The organism is Candidatus Nitrosopumilus sp. (genome assembly GCF_040878665.1).
Lineage (GTDB): Archaea > Thermoproteota > Nitrososphaeria > Nitrososphaerales > Nitrosopumilaceae > Nitrosopumilus.
Genome location: NZ_JBBDLU010000002.1, coordinates 92,158 through 104,428 on the forward strand (window position 1 = coordinate 92,158; position 12,271 = coordinate 104,428).

The following is a 12,271-nucleotide window of genomic DNA, read 5'->3' on the forward strand; positions in this document are numbered from 1 at the left end:
ACGGTTTTTGGGATGATTTTTAGTTACTAAAGGGTTTCTGAATTTTATAAATTGAGAATTTAGATTTTAATTCTATAGTAATCCCATCTTTCGGGGTCAAACATTGTAACAAATTCTGCCTCTTCCTTCTCTATTCTAGCTCTGATTACATCTCGTAACGCAAAACTTGTCAAATATTTGTATTTCATAGAATGTGATTGCATAATGAACATGTGGCGCATTTCACTGCCTCCTTTTAACCCCCAATACCCCATCTTCAATGCTAATGGTTCTAAAAATACTGTATTCTCTAAACCATAATTTTCATCTCTTATTTCTTCTCGCAATTTGTAGTTTTCAAGTGGTCCTCCTTTTGAAAATCCAATAATCTCTCCGTTTTTATCATTCAGTCTTAACGTGTTTATAATCACGTGTGGGTCTTTCACTGATTCTTCAAATTTTTCTTTTTGAAATTGTAGTGGCAATGGTAATTCCATGAAAATGTCATATAGTGTTTTGATGAAATTTGGATCCTCTCTTGTAGTCATTGATTCTATTGTTGGAATAAACTTGAGATTTTCATAAGCACAATCAGCTTGAATTGAAATTTCTTGTTGTCTTATTCTCATAAATGATAACACTGTATCAAAAAAATTCTTTCTCATTTCTTTTGAGAGAACTTTTAAAACTTCTCTTGTCATGTCTGCTTCTTTATTTAATAACTCTTCAAAATATGCAACTGCACTTCTTACGATTAATGATGGTTTCCATGCTAATGCATGCGCGTTCATTTTTGCCATCATCATTGCTTGTGAAAAATCTCCCAATGCATAGCCGCTGATTCTGTCTACTACTGATAGATACCATCCCATTTCAATAATGTGTTGTTGATATTGGATGTTATTTCTTGTCAAATCTGACTTTTCAAAACATTGTTTGATTTGCATCTCTGCATTTTTTCTTAATTCTCCACTCCACGGATACGTTGTTCTTAAAATCAATACCTTGATTATTTCTAAATCAATGTTTGCAGTTTTAATTAATTGACTAAGCTTTTTATCCATAGAAATAAATTTTATGACGCTCTCTTCGTGTGGTTTATCTACATTTTTTTGAGGATCAAAATCGTGAAACAATGCTGCAACATACAGATATTTCATGTCTTCATTTGTAAATAGAATTTTTTTTTGGTCTTTGGCTAAAAGTGAAACATATGTGACTTCTAATTCATGGTTGATATTGTGATATCCGTAATAATCTCTCCCAAGCCCTTGACTTTCAAACAAATCAATTGTATAATCTAGCATCTCAACATAACAATCATCTTCTAATCCATTTTGTACCATTTGATTGAGAATTTCATTTCTCATTGAAAGAGTATTTGCAAACTGCTGCAATAATAATCGATCAAAATTCTTGTTTTTAAATATGATCTTTGACCTCTAATTACATATCTTTTTCCTGATTATTTAGAAACACTCAATAGAATTATGATTTGGTTATTTTTCAATGTCATTTAACAAGGATTTGTTAGAGCAAATAATGAAAATACATCGACAAAATTCTCAAAACTTTACATTATGTCTAAATGATAAATCATATCCTCTCACATCTGTCTCCATCACGAACTCTCCAATTCCTGTCAATGAACCTACAACTCGTGGCGGTGTGTATTTTTCAGATAAATTTGCCTACAAAATGAAGGGCATAATTAAAGATCTTTCTATTGTTTCACTGTTGACAAAAAAGATGCTTGGACCTAATACTGAATTTGGCGAATTAAAAATCACATCTCAGATTGACTCTGATGGCAGTATAATTGATCTTGAGATGTTCACTAATCTGATAAATAGTGTTCAAACTCCAGATTCCATTGAGCTTAGCATGATTATTGTGAAACTAGATTCTGTCTAGTCTACTTTAAGATATTTGTCATATTTTTCTCTGCGCTCTTTGTCTGAAAGAATTTCATATGCTTTGTTTAATTCAGCCATTTTTTCTTCTGAATTCTCTTTTGTTTTATCCGGATGTGTTTTCTTTGCTAATTCTCTAAACTTATTTCTGATTTCTTCTACCGATGCATCTTTTGACACTCCTATGATTTCATAATAGTTTGGTAATTCATCATTAATTGCAGCATCACGAAATTCTTTATCTTCTACTGTGTTTTGTCTTTGTCCTAATTCTTCATAATCCTCTCCCCAATCTGAATGATATTTTTCAAATGTTTTGTCTTTTTTAGATTCCAATTCTTTTTTATCATATGATGTTTTTTTCCTTAATATGATGTCTCTTGCTAAAAATAATAATATTCCAATCACTGCAACTGCAAATCCTGAAAACAATATGATTTTTTCTTCATCTGTCACTTTAAGATCCATGTCAAGATTTTCATTTTGTGCATTTGTCATCTGTCCACCACCTAACATCATCAATACAATTACAAAAACACTGAACTTGTTCATTTTTTAATTCCTATGATAATCTGAAATCTTCTTTTGCAGTATTTAGAACTACATGTGTTATTGTATTTTCTACATTTGGAATGGATGCTAAACCCTTTACAAATTTGCTTAATTCATTTCTCTCTTTGAATTTTGCGATGATTATGGTGTCTGTTGAACCTGTAATATCGTACACTCCACAGACATTTTCAAACTTTGACAGCTCTTTTTCAATATCTACAATTTTATCATTTTTTGCCATAATTTCAATAATTGCAGTTAGAGTGTATCCAATTTTTTCATGGTCAATGATTGCAGTATACCCATGAATTATTTTCTCTTTTTCCATTTTTTTTATTCTTGATAATACGGTAACAGTTGACATTCCAAGATTTAGTGCTAGTTGTCTTGCTGACTGTCTTGCATCAACTAATAGATTTCTGAGAATTTTTTCATCTGTTTTATCTAAAACCATACTAGCATATAGTACAAAATTTATTTAAATTTTCGGTTAATTCTTGAAAATTTGTTTAATTTTTCTCATTATTTTTAATTCTGACTTTTCAAATTTAATAGCATTATCATGATGTATCATTTATGGAGAAAATCAAGGAATTTGTTGAAAAGGGAAACCATTTGATGAGTGAAGGAAACTTTGATGATGCCCTTGGACTTTTTGAACAAGCGTTACTTTTGAATCAAAGTGATCCGGATCTTTGGAATTTGAAAGGTGTTGCACTTAGAAGTTTAGGCAGATATGAAGAGGCAATAGATTGTTTTAACAAATCTTTAGAAATTGAACCAAGAGATAGAAATGCATCATAGATGACTTGTTAATTATATGTAAACAGAGCTCACTGAAAGTCAATCTATATTATTAACGAAATATTATCCGTAACCGTGAATAAAGATATAGAGAATATGTTATCTCAGGCATTTGAATATGTAGAAGATGGTAATTATTCTAATGCCTTAAAATTATATGATTCGGTGTTAAAGCAAATGCCTGATAATGTTGGCGCACTGATTGACAAAGGAGTAACGTTACAAAATATGGGAAAATTTAAACTTGCTATTCGCTCATATGACAAAGCACTTGATATTTCTCCTAACAATCTTGATGCGTTATTAAACAAGGGTACTGCCTTACATTCAAGCCAAAAATATCTTGAAGCAATTGAATGCTATGAAGCTGCTTTAAAGATTGATAAAAAATGTACGATGGCACTTGCGTATAAGGGGCTTTCATTAGGGGAGATGGGTAAATTGCAAGACGCAATTATGCATTTTAAAAAGGCATTATCTATTGACAAGCATTATGACTTGGCAAGTATTTCTAAAGACATTGCTCAAGATCTTTTAAAATCAATTAAAGAAAAAAAATCTAAAACACGGTAACATCGCCAGGAGCTGGCTCTCGTTTATTCTGTATTTGATTATCTTGAAAAAAATCTGCATGTGTTATTTTTTGATGTTCTCTTAATTTTTCAATATTCTCAAATCCCTCATGGCACAAATAACATTTTGGTTTATGCTCGTCAACTAGTGGTAATACCATAACTGATTGTATTCTTACTGTATACTTATCTCTTGAGACTATAAGAAATATATCATGATAGGCAAACAAACTCGTATGTTAGAAAATTTAGTCAAGGACTCTCAAGCGTTAGATCGTGCTATTGCTGGAGAAGAACTCTCTTACAATGATGGGCTTGAATTGATGAATTATGATAATCTACACTTACTTGCAGCCGTTGCAGATAATGCTAGAAAAAAACTAGTTGGGGATACTGTGACTTTTGCTGCTTCATACTACATGAACTATACTAATGTGTGTGCTGCTAGTTGTCAAATGTGCGCGTTTTATCGTAAAGATGGTGCAGATGATGCATATACATTGACTCCACAAGAAATTGAAACAAGAGTTGGTATTGCAAAACAAATGGGTGCAACTGAAGTTCATATTGTCGGAGGATTCCATCCAAAACTTCCATTAGAGTATTACGAAGACATGATGAGAACCATAAAGAAAAGCCATCCTCAACTTAACATTAAAGCGCTAACCGCAGCCGAGATTTTTTATTTATCTAAACTAACAAAGAATTCTACTAAAGAAGTTTTATCTCGTCTTAAAGATGCAGGACTTGATTCCATGCCTGGTGGCGGCGCTGAACTATTTCATCCAGAGATTCGCGAAAAAATTGTGAGGGGAAAATGTACTGGACAACAATGGCTTGATGTAATTGAAGAAGCTCACAACATGAATATTAAAAGTAATGTTACAATGCTTTATGGTCACATTGAAAAACCTGAACATATTATTGATCACCTTATAAAGATTCGTGAATTACAAAAGAAAACAAATGGTTTCATAACGTTAATTCCTTTAAAATTCAGCCTAGATAATACTGAGTTAGAACAAGAACATTTGGTAACCAATGAATGTTCATCTGTTTATGATTTGAGAATTATTGCATTGTCTAGATTGATGCTTGCAAATGTTCTGAATAATATTTCTGTTTATTGGGTTGCATATGGCAAGAAACTGGCACAAGTTGCATTATCTAATGGGGGTAGTGATTTAGTTGGAACTGCATTTTCTGAGGAGATTTACCGTGCAGCTGGAAAAGCAACATCTTCATCTGTTGAAGAATTGGCAACGATGGTTAAAGAAATCGGACGTATTCCAGCCCAAAGAAACACTCATTTTGGAATTTTAAAAAAATTCTAGCTCATCTGTTTTTTAATTGATTCTAGTTTTTCTTCCATTTTGACATGCTTGTCTCTTCTTGAATCTATTTTGATTATTACTTCTACTCTAGCAATCCCCAAATTGTGAACCGTTTCCATCATTTGTTTTGCAGCTAAATTAATCACATCCATGTTGTCTGATTCTAGAATTGTACCCATTGCATTGATCTCATATCTGAGATTGTCTATTTTTTTAATTGATTCTATTGCCTTTGCAATGTAAAAACTAGCACTAGTAGTTCTAGTGGCCATTGGGTATATGCTGATTTCAGCTTGAATCAAGATAATTCTATGTTGTTTTCTGATTAATAATATCTGTACTTATTTTGGTTATTTTTATACCCTGTAAAATACAATCAATGATATAATCAACATTCAAAGCCAAGATACTTTGATTGAATTCAAGTTGGAACTAAAATCATGATTAAAACCAAATGTGACCGTTGTGGGGCTGATTTAGGTACAGAAAGTAAGAAAACCAAACAAAAATTCTGTGGTAATTGTAAAAAGAAATTCGATTTATACCGTTAATACGATACTATTCTGCAGGCTTTTTTTCTGCTCTTTTGACACTGCCTTTTCTTCTTCTTGCACCAAAACTGATCAAAACTAGCAAAAATCCTACTCCTATTAAAACGCCTGACAATAACTGATAAGCTTGATTTTCATCCTCTGCTATCATCAAGTCAATTATTTCTTCTTCAGTCATACCTGCTTGACCTGTTGGCTGTTCTGCAAAGACAACCGTGAGAATTATTCCCACACTAATCATGACTAATCCTCCACTTAGAATTTTTTTATCTACGAGAACCATTCTAAATCACAATTGTATTTCATCATATATTAGGTATTTTACAAACTTTAGAATCCTTCAGGTGGTCTTTGAACAAAGACATTGCATACTAGTGCATCTGTATTTTTATCTCTATATTGAACATTGCATGAAACAAATTTACCTTTTAATGCACGTTCCAAGTCCTCCTTTGTTTTTTCTTCATATTGAGGATGTTCAGGATCATCAATTTTACTCATAATGATTTTTTCTACTTTTCCATATTGTTCTTGATTGTCTTTTCTTGTATGGCTGATTAGCAATTCAAAAGCATTATTTGTAAGAATTGAAATTACTGCCCCCCCAATTCCGTCTCCCATAATTGTTAATTTTTTTTGTACTATAATTATTTGCTGGCAATATTAATTTCAAAGTCTGGCACCAACCCTTTCTTTTTTGCCATTTCAAATAATCTTCTGATTGATTCTTCTCCTGACTCTCCCATATTGACAGTCACTTGATTTACATACATTTTTACAAATTTTTCAATTAAACTGTGTTCTTTTCCTCTGGCATATTGCATTGCATATTCTAATGCATCATCAAAATTTGCCAACCCAAACTCAATTGAATCTTGTAGATATTTATCAAATTTTACAATGGTTTCCATGCCCAAATCTGTTCTCATTACATTAATTCCAAGTGGAACAGGTAATCCATTAGTTATTTTATTCCACCACTCACCCACATCTAAAATTTTGACATTTCCCTCTTGCTCGTAAGATAACTGTGTTTCGTGAATAACTAGACCTACATCGACTTTGCCTGATTTAACGGCTTCTGGAATCTCGCTAAAATTCATTTCAACATAATCAAATTTCCCAATCATTAACTGCAATAGTAAAAATGCAGATGTCATTTTACCTGGTATTGCAATTTTAGATTTCTTTATCTCCTCTATTGTCATTTGTTTCTTTGCAGTTACTATTGGCCCATAGTTTATTCCGAAACTTCCACCACTCCTCAATATTGTATACCCTGGAATGTATGCACATGCATGAACTGAAACTGCAGTCACGTCTAATTCTGGGTTTGTTGCTTTACGATTTAGTTTCTCAATATCTTCAATTACATGATTTACTTTAAAATCAGGTGATGGAATTTTACCTGTAAACATTCCGTAAAACATGAATGCATCGTCTGAATCAGGTGTATGTCCAACAGAAATCTCCATGCAATTTTTCTAAATTCTCGTAATAAATATCAAAACCTGCATTAAATCGTTTTTCTAATATATGTCAGAAAATATTTGAAATTATGAATTCTATTGAAGCATATGAAAAAGATATCCACTTGCAATTAGACTTTTTAAAATCATTTAAAAAACAAAAAACATTATCATTCAATCAACAAAAAAATATGATCTTCTCTGGCAGTGGTGATTCTTTAGTATCTGCAATGCTTGCAGAATCTTTTTCTGATGGGCTAGTAAAAGCAATGGACCCACTAGATCTATATCAAAATAAAAAATTGGCAAAAACAAAGCACGTCTATTTTGTATCCGTATCTGGAAATACAATAACAAACATCAATACTGCAAAAATTGCAAAAAAAGCAATCGCAATTACATCTCAACCTCAGAGTAAATTGGCAAGGGCCTCTGATAGAGTAATCTTGCTGAAATCCCCCAACAGCGGTGTTTTTACTGCAGGCAGTATCTCTTTTTTGGAGAGTGCATTAACCTGTATTTCGCTTGTTAAAAATATCAAAATTCCAAATACTATGCTATTTGAAAAATCTGTATTGTTTTCTAGAAAAGCAAAAATATCAAAGAGGATTTTTGTTTTAGGTAATCAGCATACCTTTCCTTTGGCCATGTATTGTGCTGCAAAATTTTATGAGATTCTGGGATATGACGTTCATTATTCTAGACTTGAGCAATTCTCTCACATGGAATTGTTTTCTGTTAAAAAAAGAGATACTGTAATAATATTTGAGACAAAAAATTCACACTCTGCACAATTGGAAAAAAATCTCAAAAAACTTGGAATCAATGTGATACATCCTGACGTTCCTGCTGAGAAGTTTTCTCAAATGATCTACTGCACTTTTCTTTCTCAGTTGCTACCACTCTATGAGGCTAAAAAGAAAAGAAAGAAAGAATGTCATTTTGTTACGGAAAAAAATATCCGTAATGTCTCTAATCAAATGATCTACTGATCTTTTAGAAGGCTAAGGTTTAATACCTGAATCCAAAGTTTTTCGAATATGGCAAAATTCAAGTCAACTGCTGAGGTTATGAAGATTATCAAGAACAAGGCAAACATCCGTAACTTTGGTGTTATTGCTCACGTAGATCATGGAAAGACTACAATGAGTGATAGCCTTTTGGCGTATTCTGGAATCATTGCACCATCAGCTGCTGGAAAAGCACTTGCAATGGATTTTGATAAAGAAGAACAACAAAGAGGAATTACAATTTACCAAGCAAACGTAACACTGCTTTTCACTCAAAAAGATCAAGAATATGTTATTAACATGATTGACACTCCTGGCCACGTAGATTTTAGTGGCAGGGTAATTCGAAGCCTTAGAGCAATCGATGGTGCCGTAGTTGTATGTGATTCAGTAGAAGGCATTATGACTCAAACTGAGACTGTGACTAGAATGGCTCTTGAAGAAAGAGTAAGACCAGTTTTGTTTATCAATAAAGTAGATAGACTCATCAAAGAACTTCGCCTAACTCCTGAAAAAATGCAAGCACAGTTGGCAGAAGTAGTTTCAAATTTTAATCAACTAATTGACACATATGCAGAACCTGAATTCAAGGAAAAATGGAAAGTCTCAATTCAAGATGCCAGTGTAACGTTTGGCTCTGCAAAAGACAGATGGGCAATCAATGTCGATATTATGAAAGAGAGGGGAATCACATTCAAAGATGTAATTGATGCTTATACTAATGAAAAAGTGTCCGATCTTGTAGAGCGAGCACCACTAGCTGACGCGGTTCTTGGAATGGTTGTTAAACATCATCCGGCTCCTGCACAAGCAGTTCAATATAGAATTCCACAAATTTGGAAAGGTGATTTAGATTCAGATATTGGAAAAGCATTACTAGCATGCAGTGATGATGGTCCGACAATTATGATGGTCGTCAACATGGTATTAGATCCTGCCGCAGGTCCTGTTGCAATTGGAAGATTATTTTCTGGCACTATCAAAGACGGGCAAACCATCAATATCATAGATGAGAAAAAAGAAGCAAGAGTTCAATCTGTTAACTTCTTTATGGGAAACCAAAGAGAACAAGTAGGAGAATTAGGAGCTGGAAATATTCCTGCATTGCTTGGATTAACTGAATGCAGAGCAGGTAACACATTATCTTCAGTCAAAGGCATACCTGTGTTTGAAGGTGTACATTATGTTTCAGAACCTGTGGTTCAAATTGCAATCGAGCCAAAACATCCTAAAGATTTACCCAAGCTAGTAGAAATTCTAAGACAACTAACAATTGAAGATCCAAACTTGATTGTAAAAATTGATGAAGAAAGTGGCGAAACAATTGTTGCCGGTATGGGCGTATTACACTTGGATGTTGCAACCCATAGAATTCAAGATGCTAAATGTGATATTGTAACTTCTGAACCTTTGATTAATTATAGAGAAACCGTTAAAGGTGGATGTGATCCAATCATGGCAAAATCTCCTAATAGACATAACAAGCTTTTCATGAAAGTAGAGCCTCTTGAACCAGCAATTGCACATATGTTAAGAACTGGTGAAATCAGTGATATGAAAGACAAAAAGGTCGTTGCAGAATTATTAAAGAAAGCTGGATGGGATACGGATACAATTAAGAGAGTTATGAAATTTGACTCACGTGGTAATGTTTTGATTAACGGAACAAAAGGTGTTCAGTTCGTTCAAGAATCAACTGATTCAATCAATTCTGGATTTGAAGAAGTAATGAAAGAAGGACCTCTTTGTAAAGAACAGATGAGGGATTGTAAATTCACCTTTACTCACTTTGTTCCTCATGAAGACACTGCACATAGAGGTTTGTCTCAATTAGGACCTGCTGCACGTCGTGCCTGTATGGGTGCTTTACTTACTGCAGGTACTGCTGTTTTAGAGCCAACCCTTGCAATTGAGGTGCGTGTCCCAACGGATTTGGTTGGAAACGTGGCAACGATTCTTTCTGGTAAACGCGGTAAAGTACTTGACATGTCCCAAAAAGGCGCATCAAGTATTGTTGTAGGTGAACTTCCAGCTTCTGAGACATTTAATTTGTCTGAAGCAATGAGAGGTCAAACTGCAGGACGTGCAACATGGAACACATCATTTAAAGCTTGGACTGAAGTTCCAAAATCTATGTTAGGTCCGGCAGTAGCTGATATTAGAAAGCGAAAAGGACTTGCCCCAGAACCACCAGGTGTTTCTGAATTTATCGACAGAGAGTAAAAATAGAATGCCCCCCCATTTTGTGAGTCCATCTAAAGTTGTTAAATAAATTTTTAATGTAGAACAATGCGTGTAACATAGTGGTATCTGCAGGAACAACTGAATTCCTAAGCCTCCTTGCAATTCTTTTTGGTGGAGGTATGATCGGAGCATGGCTGATGCACAAGATAAGATTTCCAACCATAATTGGATTTATTTTAGTTGGAATAATTGTAGGACCATATGGATTAAGCGTAATAGATAATGCAGAATTAGTCAATCTTTTAGCAGAATTTGGAATCATAATTTTGCTTTTTGTTGTAGGATTAGAATTTAGTATTAACAAGTTAAGGCGTGTCGGGTTAAGCGGAGTTATTATTGGAACAGTTCAGCTCGGGATTGTTTTCTTTTTAGGATATATTGTTGCAGTGGCACTTGGCTGGTCTCATCTTGAAGCACTTTTCTTAGGAAGTATTTTGTCAATTACAAGTACAGCGATATCGCTCAGATTTCTGCGAGATCTTAATCTAGTAAATACAAAAGAATGGGATACAGTAATTACCATATTAATAATAGAGGATCTTGCAGCGGTTCTTCTTTTGACATTACTTGGAAACGCTTCGGCTGGAGATAATTTTGCTATAACCGACGTAGGATCACTCATAATTCAAAGCATATTGTTTTTTGTTCTAACTTTGGCAATTGGCATAAAGATAGTTCCAAAGTTATTGGAACGAGTATCAAAAATTAACATGGAGGAAGCTCCATTTATCACTGCACTTGCTCTGACATTTGGCTTGGCAGTTCTTGCGCATTTCTTGGGTTTAAGCAGTGCAATCGGGGCATTTTTAATGGGAATGATAATTGCATCATCCAAGTTCTCTGAAAAGATAATTCCTAAGGTGTTACCATTAAAGGATTTTTTCATTGTAATATTTTTTGTCTCAATTGGAATGCTTGTAAACATCACATTGATTCCAGATGCGATATGGATTGCAATCCCAATAGTAATTGTAGCAATATTTGGAAAATTCATTGGAAACATGTTTGCCGCATCCATGTCTGGTAACACCTTCATCAGTGCAACAACCATTGGCGCTATGATGATTCCTATTGGAGAATTTTCGTTTATCATAGCTAAATTAGGCGTAGATAGTGGAAGCATAAACGAGTCCATTTATCCTGTTACCATAGTCGTATCTCTTACTACTATGCTTGCAATGCCTCTTCTTTTACGATCTTTACCTACGATTGCAGATCAGAGATCAATAATTCCAAAAAAACTCTTGAACTACATTTTCTTTGCAGGTAGATTTGTAGGGGCTGGTTCGTTAAAAGAAAAAACCGTTCCTCAGATCAGTAAAAAAAATAATTTCAAAAAATACGGACCAACGATATTGGTTCATTTTATAATAATCACATCATTGCTTGCATTGTTGAATTATTTTACACCGTCAATAATTTCGCTTTTAGAAGATCCAGACGTTCCATTCTTTATGAGCCCATCGATTTTTCTTGGGATATTGACTTCACTCATTATAGCATATCCAATATTTTTGGTAATTGGAAAAACAGAAGGGATAATCGATAAAATCTCAAATACGATTACGATCAGATATGGACAAAAAGAAAAACAACTTATCAATAAACCAATACATCGAGTTTTGCGTGATATTATTTTTATTGGTTTGATTTTACTTTTAGTTGCAATATTCATTAGTTTTGTAGATTTCCAAATAGAAAATGCCAAGGTAATAATTTCTACAATAGGATTTGCGGTGATGATACCACTGTTTCTTGATATCATTTTTTCTATACGTAAACTTACACAGACTCATTTGTTTGATAATTGGCTATCTTCTGATGATGAAAAATAATCTAATGA

The 12,271-nt window shown here is 33.6% G+C and carries 15 protein-coding genes; 7 read left to right on the plus strand and 8 right to left on the minus strand.

Annotated elements, in window-relative coordinates:
* Nucleotides 1-59: 59 nt before the first annotated feature.
* Entirely contained in the window at nucleotides 60-1,376 is a 1,317-nt protein-coding gene (locus WDZ98_RS01745; RefSeq protein ID WP_368058181.1) for an HD domain-containing protein, read from the minus strand.
* 112 nt (nucleotides 1,377-1,488) lie between these two features.
* Here WDZ98_RS01745 and WDZ98_RS01750 point away from each other — a divergent pair, with 112 nt between their 5' ends.
* Complete coding sequence (locus WDZ98_RS01750) at nucleotides 1,489-1,893, plus strand: hypothetical protein (RefSeq protein WP_368058179.1); 405 nt, start codon at nucleotides 1,489-1,491, stop codon at nucleotides 1,891-1,893.
* Here the strand turns inward: WDZ98_RS01750 and WDZ98_RS01755 are convergent.
* On the minus strand, nucleotides 1,890-2,444 hold the full coding sequence (locus tag WDZ98_RS01755; protein ID WP_368058177.1) for a DnaJ domain-containing protein: 555 nt from the start codon (nucleotides 2,442-2,444) through the stop codon (nucleotides 1,890-1,892). The genes WDZ98_RS01750 and WDZ98_RS01755 overlap by 4 nt on opposite strands.
* Nucleotides 2,445-2,454: 10 nt before the next feature.
* A complete protein-coding gene (locus tag WDZ98_RS01760; RefSeq protein ID WP_368058175.1) occupies nucleotides 2,455-2,898 on the minus strand; it encodes an Lrp/AsnC family transcriptional regulator in 444 nt (147 codons plus the stop codon).
* A 122-nt stretch (nucleotides 2,899-3,020) separates the two neighbouring features.
* On the opposite strand from WDZ98_RS01760, the gene WDZ98_RS01765 reads away from it, so the two are divergent.
* Together WDZ98_RS01765 and WDZ98_RS01770 are read left to right on the plus strand one after the other, a co-directional pair.
* A complete protein-coding gene (locus WDZ98_RS01765; protein ID WP_368058173.1) occupies nucleotides 3,021-3,248 on the plus strand; it encodes a tetratricopeptide repeat protein in 228 nt (75 codons plus the stop codon).
* Between the two features lie 75 nt (nucleotides 3,249-3,323).
* Entirely contained in the window at nucleotides 3,324-3,821 is a 498-nt protein-coding gene (locus tag WDZ98_RS01770; RefSeq protein ID WP_368058171.1) for a tetratricopeptide repeat protein, read from the plus strand.
* Here WDZ98_RS01770 and WDZ98_RS01775 read toward each other — a convergent pair.
* The gene (locus tag WDZ98_RS01775) at nucleotides 3,808-3,981 is read right to left on the minus strand and encodes a hypothetical protein (protein ID WP_368058169.1); all 174 of its coding nucleotides are present in this window, start codon (nucleotides 3,979-3,981) and stop codon (nucleotides 3,808-3,810) included. The two genes, WDZ98_RS01770 and WDZ98_RS01775, sit on opposite strands and share 14 nt — an antisense overlap.
* 75 nt (nucleotides 3,982-4,056) lie before the next feature.
* Here WDZ98_RS01775 and WDZ98_RS01780 point away from each other — a divergent pair, with 75 nt between their 5' ends.
* On the plus strand, nucleotides 4,057-5,154 hold the full coding sequence (locus WDZ98_RS01780) for a radical SAM protein (RefSeq protein ID WP_368058167.1): 1,098 nt from the start codon (nucleotides 4,057-4,059) through the stop codon (nucleotides 5,152-5,154).
* On the opposite strand, the gene WDZ98_RS01785 is transcribed toward WDZ98_RS01780, so the two are convergent.
* The 4 genes from WDZ98_RS01785 to WDZ98_RS01800 all read right to left on the minus strand — a co-directional run bounded on the left by WDZ98_RS01785 (nucleotide 5,151) and on the right by WDZ98_RS01800 (nucleotide 7,180).
* Complete coding sequence (locus WDZ98_RS01785; RefSeq protein ID WP_368058165.1) at nucleotides 5,151-5,456, minus strand: MTH1187 family thiamine-binding protein; 306 nt, start codon at nucleotides 5,454-5,456, stop codon at nucleotides 5,151-5,153. The genes WDZ98_RS01780 and WDZ98_RS01785 overlap by 4 nt on opposite strands.
* Nucleotides 5,457-5,712: 256 nt before the next feature.
* On the minus strand, nucleotides 5,713-5,988 hold the full coding sequence (locus WDZ98_RS01790; protein ID WP_368058163.1) for a hypothetical protein: 276 nt from the start codon (nucleotides 5,986-5,988) through the stop codon (nucleotides 5,713-5,715).
* A 47-nt stretch (nucleotides 5,989-6,035) separates the two neighbouring features.
* Nucleotides 6,036-6,326 carry a hypothetical protein gene (locus WDZ98_RS01795; RefSeq protein ID WP_368058161.1) on the minus strand — a complete coding sequence of 97 codons (291 nt, stop codon included), beginning with the start codon at nucleotides 6,324-6,326 and terminating at the stop codon, nucleotides 6,036-6,038.
* Nucleotides 6,327-6,352: 26 nt separating this feature from the next.
* On the minus strand, nucleotides 6,353-7,180 hold the full coding sequence (locus WDZ98_RS01800; RefSeq protein WP_368058159.1) for an MqnA/MqnD/SBP family protein: 828 nt from the start codon (nucleotides 7,178-7,180) through the stop codon (nucleotides 6,353-6,355).
* 83 nt (nucleotides 7,181-7,263) lie between these two features.
* On the opposite strand from WDZ98_RS01800, the gene WDZ98_RS01805 reads away from it, so the two are divergent.
* The 3 genes from WDZ98_RS01805 (at nucleotide 7,264) to WDZ98_RS01815 (ending at nucleotide 12,263) form a co-directional block, all read left to right on the plus strand.
* The gene (locus WDZ98_RS01805) at nucleotides 7,264-8,166 is read left to right on the plus strand and encodes a sugar isomerase (protein ID WP_368058157.1); all 903 of its coding nucleotides are present in this window, start codon (nucleotides 7,264-7,266) and stop codon (nucleotides 8,164-8,166) included.
* 48 nt (nucleotides 8,167-8,214) lie between these two features.
* The gene (locus tag WDZ98_RS01810) at nucleotides 8,215-10,407 is read left to right on the plus strand and encodes an elongation factor EF-2 (protein WP_368058155.1); all 2,193 of its coding nucleotides are present in this window, start codon (nucleotides 8,215-8,217) and stop codon (nucleotides 10,405-10,407) included.
* Nucleotides 10,408-10,487: 80 nt separating this feature from the next.
* A complete protein-coding gene (locus WDZ98_RS01815) occupies nucleotides 10,488-12,263 on the plus strand; it encodes a cation:proton antiporter (protein ID WP_368058153.1) in 1,776 nt (591 codons plus the stop codon).
* Nucleotides 12,264-12,271 lie beyond the last annotated feature (8 nt).

What these genes read in the sequence shown, in the direction of transcription:
- WDZ98_RS01750 (WP_368058179.1), top strand. Translation starts at nt 1,489, where the DNA reads ATGTCATTTAACAAGGATTTGTTAGAGCAAATAATGAAAATACATCGA.
- WDZ98_RS01755 (WP_368058177.1), bottom strand. Translation starts at nt 2,444, where the DNA reads ATGAACAAGTTCAGTGTTTTTGTAATTGTATTGATGATGTTAGGTGGT.
- WDZ98_RS01760 (WP_368058175.1), bottom strand. Translation starts at nt 2,898, where the DNA reads ATGGTTTTAGATAAAACAGATGAAAAAATTCTCAGAAATCTATTAGTT.
- WDZ98_RS01765 (WP_368058173.1), top strand. Translation starts at nt 3,021, where the DNA reads ATGGAGAAAATCAAGGAATTTGTTGAAAAGGGAAACCATTTGATGAGT.
- WDZ98_RS01775 (WP_368058169.1), bottom strand. Translation starts at nt 3,981, where the DNA reads ATGGTATTACCACTAGTTGACGAGCATAAACCAAAATGTTATTTGTGC.
- WDZ98_RS01780 (WP_368058167.1), top strand. Translation starts at nt 4,057, where the DNA reads ATGTTAGAAAATTTAGTCAAGGACTCTCAAGCGTTAGATCGTGCTATT.
- WDZ98_RS01790 (WP_368058163.1), bottom strand. Translation starts at nt 5,988, where the DNA reads ATGGTTCTCGTAGATAAAAAAATTCTAAGTGGAGGATTAGTCATGATT.
- WDZ98_RS01795 (WP_368058161.1), bottom strand. Translation starts at nt 6,326, where the DNA reads ATGGGAGACGGAATTGGGGGGGCAGTAATTTCAATTCTTACAAATAAT.
- WDZ98_RS01800 (WP_368058159.1), bottom strand. Translation starts at nt 7,180, where the DNA reads ATGGAGATTTCTGTTGGACATACACCTGATTCAGACGATGCATTCATG.
- WDZ98_RS01805 (WP_368058157.1), top strand. Translation starts at nt 7,264, where the DNA reads ATGAATTCTATTGAAGCATATGAAAAAGATATCCACTTGCAATTAGAC.
- WDZ98_RS01810 (WP_368058155.1), top strand. Translation starts at nt 8,215, where the DNA reads ATGGCAAAATTCAAGTCAACTGCTGAGGTTATGAAGATTATCAAGAAC.